The sequence below is a fragment of the Parablastomonas sp. CN1-191 genome, assembly GCF_049354825.1.
GTDB lineage: Bacteria > Pseudomonadota > Alphaproteobacteria > Sphingomonadales > Sphingomonadaceae > Novosphingobium.
In genome coordinates this window covers 1,027,229-1,044,127 of sequence record NZ_CP186480.1, presented here as the reverse complement: position 1 = coordinate 1,044,127, position 16,899 = coordinate 1,027,229, and the positions used below count along the sequence as shown (strand labels likewise).

Annotated in this window: 20 protein-coding genes and 1 tRNA gene; 13 read left to right on the top strand and 8 right to left on the bottom strand. The window is 68.3% G+C overall.

The features are described 5' to 3' along the window. Window positions 1–161: 161 nt before the first annotated feature. Genes ACOYW6_RS05265 through ACOYW6_RS05250 form a run of 4 tightly spaced genes read left to right on the top strand, consistent with a single transcriptional unit; the run spans window position 162 to window position 3,829 of the window. Complete coding sequence (locus ACOYW6_RS05265; RefSeq protein ID WP_423142758.1) at window positions 162–2,198, top strand: biotin carboxylase N-terminal domain-containing protein; 2,037 nt, start codon at window positions 162–164, stop codon at window positions 2,196–2,198. Further along, a complete protein-coding gene (locus ACOYW6_RS05260) occupies window positions 2,195–2,569 on the top strand; it encodes a tRNA-binding protein (protein WP_423142757.1) in 375 nt (124 codons plus the stop codon). Before ACOYW6_RS05265 ends, ACOYW6_RS05260 begins: the two co-directional genes overlap by 4 nt. Continuing rightward, window positions 2,569–3,018, top strand: coding sequence for a DUF488 family protein (locus ACOYW6_RS05255; RefSeq protein ID WP_423142756.1), 450 nt, complete (start codon window positions 2,569–2,571; stop codon window positions 3,016–3,018). Before ACOYW6_RS05260 ends, ACOYW6_RS05255 begins: the two co-directional genes overlap by 1 nt. Window positions 3,019–3,049: 31 nt before the next feature. Beyond that, the gene (locus ACOYW6_RS05250; protein ID WP_423142755.1) at window positions 3,050–3,829 is read left to right on the top strand and encodes a thioesterase family protein; all 780 of its coding nucleotides are present in this window, start codon (window positions 3,050–3,052) and stop codon (window positions 3,827–3,829) included. On the opposite strand, the gene aroB is transcribed toward ACOYW6_RS05250, so the two are convergent. Continuing rightward, window positions 3,826–4,932, bottom strand: coding sequence for a 3-dehydroquinate synthase (gene aroB, locus ACOYW6_RS05245; RefSeq protein ID WP_423142754.1), 1,107 nt, complete (start codon window positions 4,930–4,932; stop codon window positions 3,826–3,828). The genes ACOYW6_RS05250 and aroB overlap by 4 nt on opposite strands. Continuing rightward, window positions 4,923–5,543, bottom strand: coding sequence for a shikimate kinase (locus tag ACOYW6_RS05240; protein WP_423142753.1), 621 nt, complete (start codon window positions 5,541–5,543; stop codon window positions 4,923–4,925). Before ACOYW6_RS05240 ends, aroB begins: the two co-directional genes overlap by 10 nt. Window positions 5,544–5,620: 77 nt before the next feature. Here ACOYW6_RS05240 and ACOYW6_RS05235 point away from each other — a divergent pair, with 77 nt between their 5' ends. The 5 genes from ACOYW6_RS05235 to ACOYW6_RS05215 all read left to right on the top strand — a co-directional run bounded on the left by ACOYW6_RS05235 (window position 5,621) and on the right by ACOYW6_RS05215 (window position 11,027). Then, the gene (locus tag ACOYW6_RS05235) at window positions 5,621–5,749 is read left to right on the top strand and encodes a hypothetical protein (RefSeq protein ID WP_423142752.1); all 129 of its coding nucleotides are present in this window, start codon (window positions 5,621–5,623) and stop codon (window positions 5,747–5,749) included. Continuing rightward, on the top strand, window positions 5,746–7,566 hold the full coding sequence (locus ACOYW6_RS05230; RefSeq protein ID WP_423142751.1) for a hypothetical protein: 1,821 nt from the start codon (window positions 5,746–5,748) through the stop codon (window positions 7,564–7,566). Before ACOYW6_RS05235 ends, ACOYW6_RS05230 begins: the two co-directional genes overlap by 4 nt. A gap of 41 nt (window positions 7,567–7,607) precedes the next feature. Continuing rightward, window positions 7,608–8,510, top strand: coding sequence for a tyrosine recombinase (locus ACOYW6_RS05225; protein ID WP_423143068.1), 903 nt, complete (start codon window positions 7,608–7,610; stop codon window positions 8,508–8,510). Window positions 8,511–8,519: 9 nt separating this feature from the next. Beyond that, complete coding sequence (locus tag ACOYW6_RS05220; protein WP_423142750.1) at window positions 8,520–9,467, top strand: acetyl-CoA carboxylase carboxyltransferase subunit alpha; 948 nt, start codon at window positions 8,520–8,522, stop codon at window positions 9,465–9,467. A 99-nt stretch (window positions 9,468–9,566) separates the two neighbouring features. Next, complete coding sequence (locus ACOYW6_RS05215; RefSeq protein ID WP_423142749.1) at window positions 9,567–11,027, top strand: M48 family metalloprotease; 1,461 nt, start codon at window positions 9,567–9,569, stop codon at window positions 11,025–11,027. Between the two features lie 99 nt (window positions 11,028–11,126). Here the strand turns inward: ACOYW6_RS05215 and ACOYW6_RS05210 are convergent, their stop codons facing one another. Together ACOYW6_RS05210 and ACOYW6_RS05205 are read right to left on the bottom strand one after the other, a co-directional pair. Then, complete coding sequence (locus tag ACOYW6_RS05210; protein WP_423142748.1) at window positions 11,127–11,297, bottom strand: Flp family type IVb pilin; 171 nt, start codon at window positions 11,295–11,297, stop codon at window positions 11,127–11,129. Window positions 11,298–11,393: 96 nt separating this feature from the next. After that, window positions 11,394–11,585: a Flp family type IVb pilin gene (locus tag ACOYW6_RS05205; RefSeq protein ID WP_423142747.1), complete on the bottom strand. Its 192-nt coding sequence runs from the start codon at window positions 11,583–11,585 to the stop codon at window positions 11,394–11,396. Window positions 11,586–11,671: 86 nt separating this feature from the next. On the opposite strand from ACOYW6_RS05205, the gene ACOYW6_RS05200 reads away from it, so the two are divergent. Continuing rightward, window positions 11,672–12,076: a (deoxy)nucleoside triphosphate pyrophosphohydrolase gene (locus tag ACOYW6_RS05200; RefSeq protein WP_423142746.1), complete on the top strand. Its 405-nt coding sequence runs from the start codon at window positions 11,672–11,674 to the stop codon at window positions 12,074–12,076. A gap of 45 nt (window positions 12,077–12,121) precedes the next feature. Beyond that, window positions 12,122–12,198 (top strand) — tRNA-Arg (locus ACOYW6_RS05195). A gap of 82 nt (window positions 12,199–12,280) precedes the next feature. On the opposite strand, the gene ACOYW6_RS05190 is transcribed toward ACOYW6_RS05195, so the two are convergent. From ACOYW6_RS05190 to fmt, 3 genes are read right to left on the bottom strand one after another with little or no spacing between them, the layout of a single operon-like run. After that, a complete protein-coding gene (locus tag ACOYW6_RS05190) occupies window positions 12,281–13,387 on the bottom strand; it encodes a zinc-binding dehydrogenase (protein WP_423142745.1) in 1,107 nt (368 codons plus the stop codon). A 34-nt stretch (window positions 13,388–13,421) separates the two neighbouring features. After that, the gene (gene truA / locus ACOYW6_RS05185) at window positions 13,422–14,177 is read right to left on the bottom strand and encodes a tRNA pseudouridine(38-40) synthase TruA (protein ID WP_423142744.1); all 756 of its coding nucleotides are present in this window, start codon (window positions 14,175–14,177) and stop codon (window positions 13,422–13,424) included. Then, the gene (gene fmt, locus ACOYW6_RS05180) at window positions 14,174–15,082 is read right to left on the bottom strand and encodes a methionyl-tRNA formyltransferase (protein ID WP_423142743.1); all 909 of its coding nucleotides are present in this window, start codon (window positions 15,080–15,082) and stop codon (window positions 14,174–14,176) included. The genes truA and fmt overlap by 4 nt, the downstream gene beginning before the upstream one ends. Before the next feature lie 68 nt (window positions 15,083–15,150). Here fmt and recR point away from each other — a divergent pair, with 68 nt between their 5' ends. Beyond that, on the top strand, window positions 15,151–15,744 hold the full coding sequence (gene recR / locus ACOYW6_RS05175) for a recombination mediator RecR (protein WP_423142742.1): 594 nt from the start codon (window positions 15,151–15,153) through the stop codon (window positions 15,742–15,744). A 76-nt stretch (window positions 15,745–15,820) separates the two neighbouring features. Continuing rightward, the gene (gene def / locus ACOYW6_RS05170) at window positions 15,821–16,399 is read left to right on the top strand and encodes a peptide deformylase (protein ID WP_423142741.1); all 579 of its coding nucleotides are present in this window, start codon (window positions 15,821–15,823) and stop codon (window positions 16,397–16,399) included. Between the two features lie 6 nt (window positions 16,400–16,405). Here the strand turns inward: def and ACOYW6_RS05165 are convergent, their stop codons facing one another. Next, window positions 16,406–16,660 carry a hypothetical protein gene (locus ACOYW6_RS05165; RefSeq protein ID WP_423142740.1) on the bottom strand — a complete coding sequence of 85 codons (255 nt, stop codon included), beginning with the start codon at window positions 16,658–16,660 and terminating at the stop codon, window positions 16,406–16,408. Window positions 16,661–16,899: the final 239 nt, after the last annotated feature.

The following is a 16,899-nucleotide window of genomic DNA, read 5'->3' as shown; positions in this document are numbered from 1 at the left end:
ACGGCTCTCGCGGCTGTCATGGGCGATTGCCCTGAAACTTTTGACGAGTGTCGAAATCGCAGCAACACTTTCAGCGTTGTTTGGTGGGTGTTGGCAATATCGACCTTGGCACTGATGGTTTGGTGGTTCCTTTTGAGAACGCGGAAAGAGCGCGACGACTGATGTTCAAGAAAATCCTCATCGCCAATCGCGGCGAAATTGCTTGCCGGGTCATCAAGACCGCGCGTCGCATGGGTATCGCGACGGTCGCGGTCTATTCCGATGCCGACGCGCGCGCGCCGTTCGTGCGGATGGCGGACGAAGCGGTGCACATCGGGCCGTCGCCGGCGGCCGAAAGCTACCTGATCGCGGACAAGATCATCGCGGCGTGCAAGCAGACCGGGGCCGAGGCGGTCCATCCGGGTTACGGCTTCCTGTCGGAGCGCACTTCGTTCGCCGAGCAACTCGCACGCGAAAACATCGCCTTCATCGGGCCGCCGGTGAACGCGATCGCGGCGATGGGGGACAAGATCGAGTCCAAGAAGCTGGCCAAGGCGGCCGGGGTCAACGTCGTCCCCGGCTTCGTCGGCGAGATCGAGGATACCGAGCACGCGGTGCGGATCGCGGGTGAGATCGGTTATCCGGTGATGATGAAGGCCAGCGCCGGCGGCGGGGGCAAGGGCATGCGGCTGGCCTATTCCGAGCAGGACGTGCGCGAAGGTTTCGAAGCGACCAAGCGCGAGGGGCTGAATTCTTTCGGCGACGACCGCGTGTTCATCGAGAAGTTCATCCTCAACCCGCGCCACATCGAAATCCAGATCCTGGGCGATCAGCACGGCAACATCGTTTACTTGAACGAGCGCGAGTGCTCGATCCAGCGCCGCCACCAGAAGGTGGTCGAGGAAGCGCCGTCTCCCTTCGTCACGCCTAAGATGCGCGCCGCGATGGGCGAGCAGTGCGTCGCGCTCAGCCGCGCGGTCGGCTACTATTCGGCGGGCACGGTCGAACTGATCGTCTCGGGCGCGGACCCGACCGGGGAGAGCTTCTACTTCCTCGAAATGAACACCCGGCTTCAGGTCGAGCACCCGGTGACCGAGGCGATCACCGGCATCGACCTGGTCGAGCAGATGATCCGCGTCGCCGCGGGCGAAAAGCTGCCGTTCACGCAGGCCGACATCGGCATCGACGGCTGGGCGATCGAGAACCGCGTCTATGCCGAGGACCCCTATCGCGGCTTCCTGCCCAGCACGGGGCGGCTGACGCGCTACCAGCCGCCGGTGGAGGGCTGGAGCGATGACGGCCCGGATAATCCTGCGAACTCCAATGGCAGGCGGGGCGTGGACGGCGTCCGCGTCGATGACGGCGTTTATGAAGGCGGCGAAGTTTCGATGTTCTACGACCCGATGATCGCCAAGCTGGTGACCTGGGCGCCGACGCGCGAGGAAGCGGCGGATTTGCAGATCGCTGCGCTCGATCGGTTCGAGATCGAGGGGCTTGGCCACAATATCGATTTCCTCAGCGCGATCATGCAGCACCCGCGGTTCCGCTCGGGCGAACTGACCACCGGGTTCATCGCCGAGGAATTCCCCGAGGGTTTTCATGGCGCGGAAACGTCGCCCGAAACGCTGCGTCACCTGGCGGCGGTCGCCGGCTTCGTCGCCAGCGCGCGGGCCGATCGGGCGCGGCAGGTCGACGACCAGCTGAACGGTCCGCTCGAGCCGCCTTACGAATGGACGGTGCGGATAGGCGGCAGCGATCACGCGGTCGAACTGGGCGAGGAGGACGTGCTGGTCGACGGCGAGCCGGTCGACCTCGCGCTCGAATACACGCCGGGCGACACGCTGATCGAGGCCGAAGTCGGCGAGGACAGCTATGGCATCCGCATCGCGCCGACGCGCAGCGGATTCCGCCTGACCACGCGCGGCGCGATCCATGACGTCCAGGTCTTGCCCACGCGCGTGGCCAGCTACCGCGCGCACATGATCGAAAAGGTCGCGCCCGACCTGTCGCGCTTCCTGATCTGCCCGATGCCCGGCCTGCTGGTCCGGCTCGACGTGGGCGAGGGCGATACGGTGGAACCCGGCCAGCCGCTCGCGGTTGTCGAGGCGATGAAGATGGAAAACATCCTGCGCGCCGAAAAAGCCGGCAGGGTCAAGGCGGTGAACGCCAAGGCCGGTGACAGCCTGGCCGTCGACGCGGTGATCCTGGAGCTGGAATGACGCATCTGGTGCATCCGCCCGGAGCCGCCGCGGCGGCGCCGATCGGGTTCGACGATTTCCTCAAGGTCGACATCCGTATCGGCACGGTCGTGGCGGCCGAAATCTATGCCGAGGCGCGCAAGCCCAGCCTGAAGCTGCAGATCGATTTCGGCCCGGGGGTAGGCGTCAGGAAAAGCTGCGCCCAGATAGCGGTCAATTACGCGCCCGACGAGTTGCTCGGCCGCCAGGTCGCGGCGGTGGTCAATTTTCCGCCGCGCCAGGTTGGCAAGGCGATGTCCGAAGTGCTGACGCTGGGCTTTCCCGACCAGGCGGGCGAGGTCGTGCTGGTGATGCCCGCCGGACCGGTCCCCAATGGGGCGCGGCTGTTCTGATGCCCACGGTCTGGACCATCGGATACGAGCAGGCGAGCGTGTCGCAGTTCCTGGCCGCGCTGACCGCGGCGGGTGTCGAGGTCGTGGCGGACGTGCGCGCGGTCGCCGCATCGCGCCGGCCCGGCTTCGCCAAGACCGCGCTGGCGGCCAACCTGGCGAGTGCCGGCATCGATTACGTCCATTACCGCGCGCTCGGCACGCCGCCAGAGGGACGCGCGGCGGCGCGCGCCGGCAACCACGCGGCGCTTGAGCGCAGTTATTCCGGGCAACTCGAACTGCCCGAGGCGATCGCGGCCGGCGCTGCCCTGGCGGACCTTGCAGCCAGGCGCCGCACCGCGCTGCTGTGTTATGAAAACGATCCGAGCTGCTGCCACCGGACCCTGCTGCACGAAGCGATCCTGCCGGGGTTCGCGGCGATCGACCTGGATCCCCTCGACCCATCCGGTTGACTCGGTTTCCGTTTACGTCAAGGGAAAGCGAATGAGTTTGCCGCAGACCCTGGCCGCCGCGCGTCCGATCGCGAACGGTTTTGCCGCCGATATTCCCCACGACTGGATGCAGGGCCGGACGACCTATGGCGGCTTTTCGGCGGCGCTCGCGCTTGCGGCAGCGCAGCGCGCAAATTGCGGGCTGCCGCCGCTACGCTCGGCCACGGTCAATTTCGTCGGTCCGCTCGCCGGAACAGTTGCGGTGACGACGCGCGTGCTTCGCCGCGGCCGTAACGCCACCTGGGTCGGCGCCGAGGTTGCCGGGGAGGCGGGTGTCGGCCTGACCGCCACGTTCGTATTCATGGGGGCGGTGGAGAGCCGGCTTCACTTGTCGGAGAGCACGCCGCCCGCGGGCTGGTGCTCGCCCGAGACGGCGACCGCCTTGCCCGAGCATCCGAACGTTCCCGCGTTCATCACCCAGTTCGAGCGGCGCTTTGCCACCCCGCGCAGCGATAAGCCGCAGCCGGTGCTGTCATGGTGGGTGCGCGCGCGTGACATCGCCGGGCTCGATCCGATGGTGCACCTGATGCTGGTGGCCGATGCGCTGCCCCCGGCGGTGCTGCCGCTGATCGGTGGACCCGCACCGGTCAGCTCGATGACCTGGCTGATCAACCTGCTGACGCCGGCGCCCGTGTCGCGCGGCGACTGGTGGCTCGTCCACGCGGCGGCCAATTACGCGGAAAACGGTTGTTCTAGCCAGGACATGGCGATCTGGGACGCGGACGGCCGCCCGGTCAGCGCCGGGATGCAGAGCATGGCTGTGTTCGGTTAGGCGGACAGTTCGCCGTCGAGGAAAGCGGCGACGTCGGCCAGGTCGACGTCCTTGACCAGCACGGTGCGGCCGATGCCGGCCAGCAGCAGGAACGGCAGTGTGCCCGCGTCCATCTTCTTGTCGTGCAGCATGTGCGCGACCAGCGCCGCGCCGTTGCAGTTTAGGCCGAGCCCCTGCAGCGCCGCGGGCAGACCCGCCGCCGCGACGTGCGCGCCGACGCGCCGGGCCGCCGCTGCGTCAACCATGCCGCGCCGCGCCGAGTAACGCGCCGCCAGCACCATGCCGAGCGCGACCGCCTCGCCATGCAGCAGCCGATCGGAAAAGCCGGTTTGCGCTTCCAGCGCGTGCCCGAAGGTGTGCCCCAGGTTGAGCAGGGCCCGGGTGCCGTTCAGTTCCTTCTCGTCGGCGGCGACGATGCGCGCCTTGGCGGCGACGCTGTGCGCCACAGCATAGGCGCGCGCGTCCCCGTCACCGGCCAGCAGCGCCGCGCCGTTCGCTTCGCACCAGCCGAAGAACGGCGCGTCATCGATAAGGCCGTATTTGATGACTTCGGCATAGCCGGCGCGCAATTCGCGCTGCGGCAGGGTGTCGAGCGCGGCAAGGTCAGCCAGGACCAGCGCCGGCTGGTGAAACGCTCCGACCAGATTCTTGCCCGCGGCGGTGTTGATCGCGGTCTTGCCGCCGACGCTGGAATCGACTTGCGCCAGCAGCGTAGTCGGGACCTGGATGAAGTTGCATCCGCGCTTGAGGATTGCGGCGGCGAACCCGGTGAGGTCGCCGATCACCCCGCCGCCGAGCGCGATGATATGATCGCCCCGCTCAACCTCCTCGTCCAGCAGCCAGTCGGCCGTTTCGGCCAGGCTCTGCCATGACTTCGTCTGCTCGCCCGCGGGCAGCACGCGGAAGACCGCTTCGTGTCCGGCGCGGCTCAGCGCGGCGGCCACCCGGTCGCCCCAAATGGCGTGGACGTTGGCGTCGGTCACGATCGGCACGCGGCGCTTGCGCAGGCGCGCGCCGCATTCGGCGCCCAGATCGTCGAGCAGACCGCGGCCGATGCGCACGTCGTAAGGCGCGCCGGCGATGTCGACTGCGATTACCGCCATGCGGCCAGCTCCGCGACAATGGCATCGACGGTCCGGGCGTGCGGACCGCGGCCGCTGGTGACGCGGATCGGCGCCTGGGCATAGGCCACTTCGCGCGCCTCCAGCAGCGCCGCCAGAACCGCGGCGGGGTCCTTGCCCTGAAGCAAGGGCCGCGTGCTGCGCCGACCGACCCGCTCGACAAGGGTTGCCAGGTCGGCATCGAGCCAGACGGCGATCGCCTTGTCCAGGATCAGCGCGCGCGTTTCGGCGTCGGCGAAAGCACCGCCGCCGGTGGCGATCACCGGGGCCGCCCCGCGCGACGCATCGGCCATCAGGCGCGCGATCACGCGCCGTTCGCCATCGCGAAAGTATGCCTCGCCATAGCGTTCGAACATGTCGGCGATCGACATCTGCGCGGCCGCAACGATGGCTTCGTCCGCGTCGACGAAGCGGCGTTCCAGCGTGGCGGCAAGCTTGCGTCCGACCGTGGTCTTGCCCGCACCCATCATGCCGACCAGCACGATCGGCTGCGACACCCGCCGCGCCCGCGCGAGGTCGGCCGCAGCGCTTCCGCCCGCCGCGAAGGGCGGCGCATTTGCGGCAGGCGCCGCGCGCGGGGCGTCGTGGTCCATTGCCCGCTCGCCTATAGATGCGTTAAGCCCCGAGGCAAGCATGGTGCAAAAGGGCGGTTCGGGTGGCTTCAGCAAGGTTGATTAGGGTTTCCGCGATCGCGGCGGCGGCGCTGGTGGCGTTGCTGGCCGCGGCGTGGTTCGATGCCGGGCGCGAAGAACCGCACCTGATCGTCCAGCCGGCCGCCTTGCCGGTGCCGGCGCGATGAGCGCGCGCCGCTGGATCGCCGGTGCCGCGTTGCTGGCGCTGGGCACCGCGCTCGCCGCCCAGGATGCGCCCGAATCGCTGCTGCCTCCCGGGTTCGAGAAGCCCAAGAGCCCGGCGCCCAAGGCCAGCGCCCCGGCGCCCAGCGCCACCTCATCTCCGGTCGTCCAGCCGATCCCGACCGGCACTTCGCAGCGCGCCCCGGCTGCCGCGGCAGCGCCGAAGCTGCCCGCGAACCTGCCGTCCCTGCGCGAGCTCGAGGCGATGAGCCCGGACGAACTGGACGAGCTGTTCGGCCTCAAGACCAAGGTCGACATCCCGCCCGCGGCGCGCCGCGCGGTTGAGCGGGTGGGCGTGCTGGCATCGTGGGAAGGCGGACTGCCATCAGGCTCGCTGGCGGGGCAGGGCGCCTCGCTGGTGACTGCCGCGATCGCCGGCAACGACGGCCGGCTGGTGTCGCGCTGGGGCCATATCCTGCTGCGCCGCGCGCTGGTGTCGCGGCTCGACGCGCCGGCGGGGATCGCGCCGGCGGATTTCGCCGGGCTGCGCGCCGCGCTGCTGGTCCGCATGGGTGAGGGCGCAGCGGCCCGCGCGCTGGTCCAGGACGTCGACCCCGGCAACTATTCGCCTGTGCTGACGCAGGCCGCGCTCGATGCCTATGTGCAGACCGCCGACATCACCGGGGCCTGCCCGATCGTCAACATCGTCGGCGGCGCCCGCAAGGATCCCGACTGGCGCGTGATGCAGGCGATCTGCGGCGCGTTCACCGGCGATTCCACCGCGGCGATGACGCAGCTGGACCGGCTGCGCGGGGCCGGGGTGTGGCCCAACGTCGACATGCTGCTGGCGCAGAAATACGCCGGCGCCGCAGGCAAGGCGCGCCGCGCGGTGACGATCGAGTGGGACGGCGTAAACACGCTCAACCCGTGGCGCTACGCGCTGACCGTGGCGACCGGGCTGACCCCGCCCGATAACCTGACTCGCGACATGGACCTGCGCTATTGGCTGACCGCGGCGACCGCGCCGATGGTCCCGCTCGAAACGCGCGCTTCCGCCGCCGACCGCGCCGGTGCCGTCGGCGTGTTGTCGAGCGCGGCGATGGTCGACCTTTACGGCCAGATCTACGCCGAGGACGACAGCGGGCAGGAATGGGGCGGCCGCGCCGAAACGCTTCGCAACGCTTACGTGGCAAGCGCCTCGGACGACCGGTTGGCGGCGATGAAGGCGCTGTGGACGGGCGCCTCCGATCCGCAACAGAAGTACGCCCGGCTGGTGCTGACGGCCTATGCCGCCGCGCGTCTGCCGGTCAGCGGCGATTTCAAGAAGGACGCCGGCGACCTGGTTGCCTCGATGCTGGCGGCCGGTCTCGACCAGAACGCGCTGCGCTGGGCCGGCGTGGTCGACCAAGGCAGCCCGGCGTGGATGGAACTGGCGCTGGCGGCCCCCAGGGGCACGCGCGTGACAGCCTCCACCATCGACGATTTTCGCGGTGACGACGCCACCGATGGCAAGCTCAAGACGCGGTTCCTGGTTGCCGGGCTGGCCGGGCTTGACCGGGTCGACCCGGGCACTGCGCGCTCGGTACTCGGCGCGCTTGGTGTCGATCTCGACCGCAAGACGAAGTGGACCAACGCCATTGATGCCGCGGCCGGGGTCAACAACCAGGCGCTGGTCGCGCTGCTGGCCGGGCTGGGCATGCAGGGAACGAGCTGGGACAAGATGACGACCGTGCATCTCTACCACATCGTCTCGGCGCTGAACCGCGTCGGACTCGGGGCCGAGGCGCGGATGATCGCGGCCGAGGCGGTGGCGCGCGGTTGAACACCGCGGCCGGCGGCGATCCGATTGGCCGGTTCCTGGCGATGATGGCGGCCGAGCGCGGTGCCGCTGCCAACACTCTTTCCGCGTACCGCCGCGATTTGTGCGGCGCGCAGGAAACGATCGGGCCGCTGGCAGAGGCAGCGCGCGAGGATGTCGCCCGCCTGGCCGCCGCCTGGGCGGCGCTTGCGCCATCGAGCGCGGCGCGCAAAGCTTCGGCGTTGCGGCAGTTCTACGGCTTTCTGGTCGACGAGGGGGAGCGTGGCGACGATCCCAGCGCTGCCTTGCCGCGGCCACGCGCCCGCCGACCGCTGCCGCGCCTGCTGGGTCATGACGACATCGCCGCGCTGTTCACCCGCGCCGAGGAAGAGGCCGCGGGCAACGCGCGCGAAGCGGTCCGGCTGCTGGCGCTGCTCGAACTGCTTTACGGATCGGGCCTGCGTGCCACCGAACTGGTGTCGCTGCCGTTCAGCGCGGTGCCGCGCGATGCGCCGTTCCTCACCGTCACAGGCAAGGGCGGCCAGCAGCGGATGGTTCCGGTTTCGAACCGCGCCCGCGCGGCGCTGTCGCGCTGGATTGCCCTGCGCGGGGGTGCCGAAGCCGTTGGCGGGCGGTTCCTGTTCCCGTCGACCGGGCGCGACGGGCATCTGACGCGGGTGCGGCTGTTCCAGCTGCTGCGCGCGCTGGCGCTGCGGGCCGGCATCGCGCCCGAACGGATCAGCCCGCACGTACTGCGCCATGCCTTTGCTACGCATCTCCTGGAAGGCGGCGCCGACTTGCGCGTGCTGCAAACGCTGCTGGGCCATGCCGACATCGCCACGACGCAGATCTATACGCACGTCGACAGCGCGCGGCTGGTCGCGCTGGTCAACGCGCGCCACCCGCTGGGGCAAGCGCGCGGCGCGCAGGCGCGAGCGGCGCTTGCAGCCGCGCCGCCGGGCGTCTAGCGCGGCGCGATGATTTCCTATCTCGAGTTCGAAAAGCCGGTCGCGGCGCTCGAGGCGCGCATCGCCGATCTCCGCAAGACCGCGGAGGGCGGCGACGTCGACCTCTCCAGCGAGATCGCGCGCCTGGAAGGCAAGAGCGCGGACCTGCTGGCCAGCACGTATGCCTCGCTCACCCCGTGGCAAAAGACGCAAGTCGCGCGCCATCCGATGCGTCCGCACTTTCGCGACTATGTCGCGCAGGCGTTCGACGATTTCATGCCGCTGGGCGGTGATCGCTCCTATGGCGAGGACCACGCCATCATCGGGGGCCTGGCGACGCTGGGCGGGCGCCGCATCGTTCTGATCGGGCATGAAAAGGGCCACGATACCCAGACCCGGATCCGGCACAATTTCGGCATGGGTAAACCCGAAGGTTATCGCAAGGCCGTGCGCCTGATGGAACTGGCGGGCCGGTTCGGATTGCCGGTGGTGACACTGGTCGACACCTCGGGCGCGTTCCCGGGCGTCGAGGCCGAGGAACGCGGCCAGGCCGAGGCGATCGCCCGCTCCACCGAAGCGTGCCTGGCATTGCCGGTGCCGATGGTCGCCGCGATCGTGGGCGAGGGCGGATCGGGCGGCGCAGTCGCACTGGCCAGCGCCGAACGGGTGCTGATGTTCGAACACGCGGTTTACTCGGTCATCAGTCCGGAGGGCGCCTCGTCGATCCTGTGGCGCACGCCCGACAAGGCGGCCGAGGCTGCCGAAGCGATGAAGGTGACCGCGCAGGACCTGCTCGCGCTCGGCGTGATCGACCGCATCGTGAGCGAGCCGATGGGCGGTGCGCAGCGCGACCCTGCTGCTGCCGCAAAGGCGCTAGGCGCCGCGATCGGCGAGGAGCTGGACGCGTTGTCGACGCTGTCGCCAGACAAACTGCGGGCCCGGCGCGAGGAGCGCTTCCTGCGCATCGGCGAAAGCTAACCGCCGGTAACGGCGGGCGAATTGTAAACGGAACCTGAGGGCTGGCGAGGCGTTTGTCTTGCCAATCCAGCTGGAACCGTTTCACGAGGAGCCCGATCGATGCCGCTCATCCGCAAGACCCGCGCCGCCATCCTGGCCGGCGCCGCCTTGGCCACCCTGGCCGTGCCGATCACCACGGCTGGCGCGCAATCAAGCGCCATCAGCGCCTCCGACCGGAGCGAGGGCGCCAAGGCAAACCCGCAACTGATCGCCGAATTCGGCGGAACCGTCAGCGGTCCGCAAGCCGCTTATGTAGAAACGATCGGCAAGAACATCGCGGTGCAGTCGGGCCTCAGCGGGGCGCGTAACGATTTCACCGTCAACCTGCTCAACTCGTCGATCGACAACGCCTTCGCCATCCCCGGCGGCTACATCTATGTTACCCGACAGCTCGTCAGCCTGATGAACAACGAGGCCGAACTGGCCGGCGTGCTCGGGCACGAGGTCGGCCACGTCGCGGCGCGTCACTCCGCCAAGCGGCAGAGCGAGGCGACTCGCAACGGTATCCTCGGCGCGATCGGCTCGATCCTGTCGACCGTCCTGCTCGGCAACAGCCAGATCGGGCAGTTGCTGTCACAGGGCATCCAGCAGAGCACGCAGCTGCTGACGCTGAAATATTCGCGCGGCCAGGAAACCGAGGCTGACAACCTGGGCATCAGTTACCTTAAGCGTGCCGGCTACGATCCCCACGCCATGGCCACCGTCCTGCGGAGCCTGGCCAATCAGAACGCGCTCGACGCACGCCTGCTGGGCTCGAACAATACCGTGCCGGAGTGGGCTTCCACCCACCCCGATCCGGCCAGCCGCGTGCAGGCTGCGCTGCGTCAGGCCGGCAATTCCACCGGAATCACAAATCGCGACACTTTCCTGAGCCGCATCAACGGCCTGGTCTACGGCGACGATCCCAAGCAAGGCATCGTGGAGGGGCGGATGTTCACGCATCCCGACCTGCGCATGCATTTCGAGGCGCCTTCGGGTTACTACCTCGTCAACGGCACCGACGCGGTCTCTATCAATGGCAATAGTGGCAAGGGCCAGTTCTCCACCATGCCGTTCAACGGCAACCTCAGCAGCTACATCCAGTCTGCGCTCAACGCGCTGACCGGCGGACAGCAGCAGCTGACCGCGTCGGACATCCGCACCACCACCGTAAACGGCATTCCCGCTGCCTACACGACCGTGCGCACCCAGTCGGGCGGCAGCGCGGTCGACGTGACGGTGTTCGCCTACCAGTGGTCGAGCACGCAGGCCTACCACTTCGTGACGATCACGCAGGCCGGCCAGTCGAACGTGTTCAACTCGATGTTCGGTTCGATGCGGCGCATCTCGGCGAACGAGGCGGTGCAGATTCGTCCGCGCAAGCTTTCGGTGGTGACCGCCACTGCGCGCGATACTGTCCAGACGCTGGCGGCGCGGATGGCCTATCCCAACGCCCAGCTCGATAGGTTCCTGGTCCTCAACGGCCTGACCTCGTCGAGCCGGATCGCCGCGGGCCAGAAGGTCAAGATCGTAACCTACTGAGTTGGCGCCGGCGCCGGCGGCTTTCGCGGCGGCGTGGGCAACAACGAAAAAGGGCGGCAGGTTTCCCTGCCGCCCTTCTTGCTTCGGAAGCTTTGCAGCTTACGCGTTGGCCGTGGCCATCGCCGACGAAGTCGTCTCGAAGGTGGTGTTCAGCTGGGTGCCGAGGCCCTGCATCGCGGTGATGGCAGCAACGGCGATCAGAGCGGCGATGAGGCCGTATTCGATCGCGGTGGCACCGGCATTGTCACGCAGCATCTTGATGAACTTCATGTGTCGTCTCCTGTTAGCAGTCACTTACCCCGGCTCTTTCCTGTTACGACCCGGATCGAGCGGTATCCGGGCTAGACGAGAAACCTTTCACAAAGGTTAGCTCGTGGAACTTTGAACGGCAGTGGTCACCCGGTTGTTGATCATCCCCCAACCATTGCCGTTCTGGCCGCCGATGGAACTGAGCCCCGCCAGCAAACCGACTACGATTAATGCGCAGATCAAGCCGTACTCGATCGCCGTCGCGCCCCGCGCGTCGTCAATCAGGGTCTTGAGCTTGGTGCGGATCATTCGTTACCCCCCGAGCCCTCCCCTAGGGCCCGATGAGACGGTTTTCGCATCAGGTTGCTAACAAAAGGTTATCGGAGCGCCCTGTGATGGAAAATTTCCCGACAGCCCTGGCCGTCGTCGCCGCCGCGCTGGTGCGCGAGGACGGCCGCGTGCTGCTGCAGCAGCGGCCGACAAACAAGCAGCACGGCGGGTTGTGGGAGTTTCCCGGCGGCAAGGTCGAGGCGCGGGAATCGCAGAAATCGGCGCTAGTTCGCGAACTGGCCGAGGAGCTCGGCATCACGGTCGATCCGGCCGACCTTGCCTTCCTGGTCCGCGCCGGAGAGGCCGCCGACGGACTTGTCATCCATCTTTACACTTGCAGGCGCTGGCAGGGATCGCCGCGCGCGCTCGACGCCGCGGCGCTGGCCTGGGTCAGCCCGCCCGCGACGGCCGATCTTGCGATGCCTCCCCTCGACGTGCCGCTGGCCAAAGCCCTTGCTGCGGCGATTTAGCGGGTTGCCAAGCTGAAACGCCCTGCCTAAGAGCGCCCTTCCAACGCGCCCGTAGCTCAGCTGGATAGAGCATCAGACTACGAATCTGAGGGTCGGACGTTCGAATCGTTCCGGGCGCGCCAAAAACAAAACGCCACCCTTCGCGGGTGGCGTTTTGTTTTCGGGCGCTGCGATCGGCGCCGGGGCGCGGGCCCGGCATCCCCCTCACATCGTGACGAGATATTTCTCGCCCGTGCGCCGCGCGTTGTAGTCGCGCACCACTTCGGCACCCAGCATGTCGTCGAGCGCCACGGTCGCCTTGTAGTGGCTGGCGAACGTCGTCTTGAGCCCGGCCATGACCCGGGCCCGCATCCGTCCGATCGTATCGGCTCCGGCGGCGGCCAGGAACGGCGTCAGCAGCCAGCCCGACAAGTCCCAGGTCAGGCCGAACGAGCGGTTGAGAATCGTCGGCCCGGTATCGAGCGCGCCGTAAATGCAGACCTTTTTCGCCGCGCTCGACCCGTAGCGGCTGAAAGCCTGACCTCGGCTGGCCGCGGCGTTCATCGCCGTGAGGATCTGACCGGCCAGCGGCCCCCCGCCGATGGGGTCGAAGCCGATCATCGCCTTGGTCTCGGCAATTGCGTCGATCAGTCGCGGCATGAAGTCGGGCGCGGTCATGTCGAGGACGTGCTCCGCTCCGAAGCCCTTGAGCAGGTCGACCTGCGCCTGGCTGCGCACGATATTGACCAGCGGGACGCCGTCCTCGGCGCAGATCCTGACCAGCATCTGCCCCAGGTTCGAAGCGGCGGCGGCATGAACGATACCGGTGAAGCCGCCGGCCCGCATCGTCTCGACGAAGCCGAGCGCGGTCATCGGATTGACGAAGCTCGACGCGCCTTCCGCGAACGAAACGTCGTCAGGCAGCGGCATGCACATGCCCGCGTCGCACAGCGCATAAGTGGCATAGGCGGCGCCCGGCACGCAGGCCACGCGCTTGCCCACCAGCGCCTGGGCGGCGGGATCCTCGCCCGCGGCCACGACCGTTCCGGCGCCCTCGTTGCCCACCGGCATCGCCATGCCGTGACGCGCCGCCGACGCGCGCGTCATCGCCTCCGGCATCGCCGCGACGACCTGGCCCGGCGAATAGGTGGCCCCATCCGTATCGGCAGAGGCGAACAGCAGGCCAAGGTCGGACGGGTTGATCGGCGCCGCCGCCATCTGGACCAGGACCTGGCGGCCGGCGGGATCGGGAAAGCTGGTTTCGGCGATCGTGTTGGTCAGCGTGCCGTCGGCGCCGAGCGTGGAGGTGAGCTGTTTGCCGGTGTATGCCATCCTCGGGGTCCTCTCTATCGTCTCGATTTGCAACCTAACCCTGCGCGCCGCCCGGGTAAACCGCGCGGACGAAATAGAGCCCCTCGGGCGGGGCGTTGAGCCCGAGCGCCGCGCGGTCGCGCGCGGCAAGCGCGGCGGCGAGATCCTGCGCGCGCCAGCGGCCCATGCCTACCAGCGCCAGGCAACCGACCATCGAGCGGACCTGGTGGTGAAGAAAGCTGCGTGCCGCCGCCTCTATCACCACCGCGTCGCCTTCGCGGCGAACGGCCAGCCGGTCGAGCGTCTTGACCGCGGTTTGCGACTGGCAGTGCGCCGAGCGGAAAGTGGTGAAGTCGTGGCGTCCGACCAGGGCCTGCGCCGCCGCGTGCATTTCACCGACATCAAGCGGCTGGGAAACATGCCAGGCCCGCCCCTTGTCGAGGGTGAGCGGCGCGCGGCGATTGGCGATACGGTAAAGGTAGCTGCGCCCGGTGCATGAGAAGCGCGCGTGCCAATCGTCGGTCACCACCTCGCAAGCGGTCACCGCGATGGGGGCGGGGCGCAGGTGCGCGTTGATGGCTTCCATCAGGCGGAACGGAGCGATGTCCTTGGCGATGTCCACATGCGCGCGCATCGCCAGCGCGTGGACCCCGGCGTCGGTGCGGCCGGCGGCGTGCATCGTCGCCGCCTCGCCAGTGGTGCGCGCGACGGCATCCTCGATCGCGGCCTGGATCGTCGGCGCGGCCGCCTGCCGCTGCAGCCCCGCAAAGGGGCCGCCGTCGTATTCCAGCGTCAGCGCGAAGCGGGTCACGACAACCGCATGCCCGCCTGCATCGGCCGCCCGCGCAGCATCTCGACGGTCGGCATCGCCTTCTGCCCGGCGCGTTGCACGACCAGCGGGCGCAACGCGCCGAACCCGCAAGCGATCGTCAGTTCGTCGTCGAGCAGCGTGCCCGGCGCGCCTTCGCGATTGACCACGTCGGCAGCGAGGATCTTGCAGCGCTCACCCTCGAGGAGGAACCAGGCCCCGGGTACGGGCGCAAACGCCCGCACCTGGCGTTCGAGCAGGTCGGCCGATCGCGTGAAGTCGAGCCGCGTCTCTGCCTTGTCGATCTTCCGCGCGTAAGTCACGCCTAGTTCGGGCTGGGGCTCGGGCTGGCGGGCGGGCAGGTCGGCCAGGACCTCTATCATCAGGTGCGCGCCCAGTTCGGCGAGTTCGGCGGTCAGCACGCCGGCGGTCTTGTCGCCCACCGGCGTGCGCGCCGTCGCCAGCATCGGGCCGGTGTCGAGCCCGGCCTCCATTCGCATGATCGTCACCCCGGTCACGCTGTCGCCGGCAAGGATCGCGCGCTGGATCGGTGCCGCGCCCCGCCAGGCGGGCAGTAGCGAGGCGTGGATATTGAGGCAGCCGTGCGCCGGCGTATCGAGGATCGCCTGCGGCAGGATCAGGCCATAGGCGGCAACGACGGCGATGTCGGCCTCGAAACCGGCGAAATGTGCCTGCGCGGCAAGATCGCGCAGCGTCGTGGGCGAGCAGACCGTGATGCCGAGCTCGTGCGCGCGGCGCTGGATCGGCGAGGGCGTCAGCTCCTGCCCGCGGCGCCCGCCCGGTCGCGGCGGCTGTGTATAGACGGCGACGACATCGTGCCCGCCCTCGACCAGCGCGTCGAGCGCGGGGACCGCGAATGTCGGCGTACCCATGAAAACGACGCGCATGATGACTATCCAGTGATGCTGGCCACTAAGACTGGCTGTTTGCCGGCTTGCGCCCTATCTCCGCCCCCATGGCATCGCAAGAGATCGACACGCTGGCATCCGCGCTGGCCCGCCTGCCGGGGCTTGGTCCGCGCTCGGCGCGGCGCGCCGTGCTGTGGCTGGTCAAGCGCCGCGACACCGCGCTGGTGCAGCTGCTCGCCGCGCTCGACGATGTCGCCGCGCGGCTGGTCGAGTGCACGATTTGCGGCAACGTCGACACCACCGACCCTTGCGCGATCTGCGCCGACCCGCGCCGCGACCAGCGCAGCCTTTGCGTGGTCGAGGACGTCGCCGACCTCTGGGCGCTCGACCGGGCGCGGCTGTTTACCGGGCGTTATCACGTGCTGGGCGGACGGCTTTCGGCGCTGGAAGGCGTCCGGCCCGAAGATCTGACCATCGGCAAGCTGCTCGACCGGGTTGAAAAGGGCGGCATCGACGAGGTCGTGCTGGCCACCAACGCCACGCTCGAAGGGCAAACCACAGCGCATTACATCGCCGAGCGACTGGAGGGCTTCCCGGTGCGCATCACCCAGCTGGCGCACGGCCTGCCGGTGGGGGGCGAACTCGACTATCTCGACGAAGGCACACTTGCCCAGGCCTTGCGGGCAAGGCGGCCGGTTTGATCGTGCCGCGCTATCGGCTGTGACGGGTCTGACAGGCTCACTTGCCGTTCAGGCCCGTGGTGCTTAAATCGCGCCTATGGCCATCCGCGAGATCATCGAGATTCCCGACCCGCGACTGAAAGTCGTGTCCGAACCCGTCACCGTCTTCGACGACGAGCTCAAGACCCTCGTCGCCGACATGTTCGAAACGATGTACGAAGCCCCCGGTATCGGCCTGGCGGCAATCCAGGTTGGCGTGCCCAGCCGCGTGCTGGTGATCGATCTCCAGCCCGACGACCCCGATGCGGAGCCGGTCGCCTGCGGCCACGACCATGGCGACGGCGGCCACCATCATCATCACCAGCCGACGCTGCGCGAACCGCGCGTGTTCATCAATCCGGTCCTGTCCGACCCCTCGGACGAGCACACGATCTACAACGAGGGCTGCCTTTCGGTGCCCGAGATCTATGCCGAGGTCGAACGCCCCAGCCGCGTCCGCGTCCGGTGGCAGGATGAACACGGCAAGCCGCACGATGAAGTGCTCGACGGCCTGCTGGCGACCGTCATCCAGCACGAGATGGACCACCTCGAGGGGATCCTGTTCATCGACCACCTCAGCCGGCTGAAGCGGCAGATGGCGGTCAAGAAGCTGGAAAAGCTGCGCAAGGCAGCCTGAGCCGGCTCAGGCGAACAGCCCGTCCAGCGCGGCCTTGCAGTCGCGCGCGCATTCGCGGCACATCGCCGCGCAGCGGCGGCAGTGGTCGTTATCGTGCTTCTCGCACTCGGCGGCACAGATTTCGCATGCCATGATGCAGGCTTCCATCACCGCGCGGATGACCTCGCGGTTTTCGCCCGTGCGGCGCGTGGCGACGCGGTAGGCCGCAGTGCAGACGTCCGCGCAGTCCGAGCAGGTGCGGATGCACTGACCCATCTCCATTTTTTCTGCCGCGCAAGCATCGGCACAGGAATTGCAGATCGCCGCGCAGGCATCGCGTGCTTGACCGCCAGCGCCAGGGCCTCGTTGAACGGGCCGCCATCGCCAGCTTTCACATCGGGATGGGCGGCGATCATCTTGGCAATGGACATGGCGCGTTCTCCTTTGCCTAGGGAAGGGCGCGGGGCGGTGATAAGTTCCGCATTCGGCGCAGAACCGGCTTGGCGAAGGCGGCGTGTTCG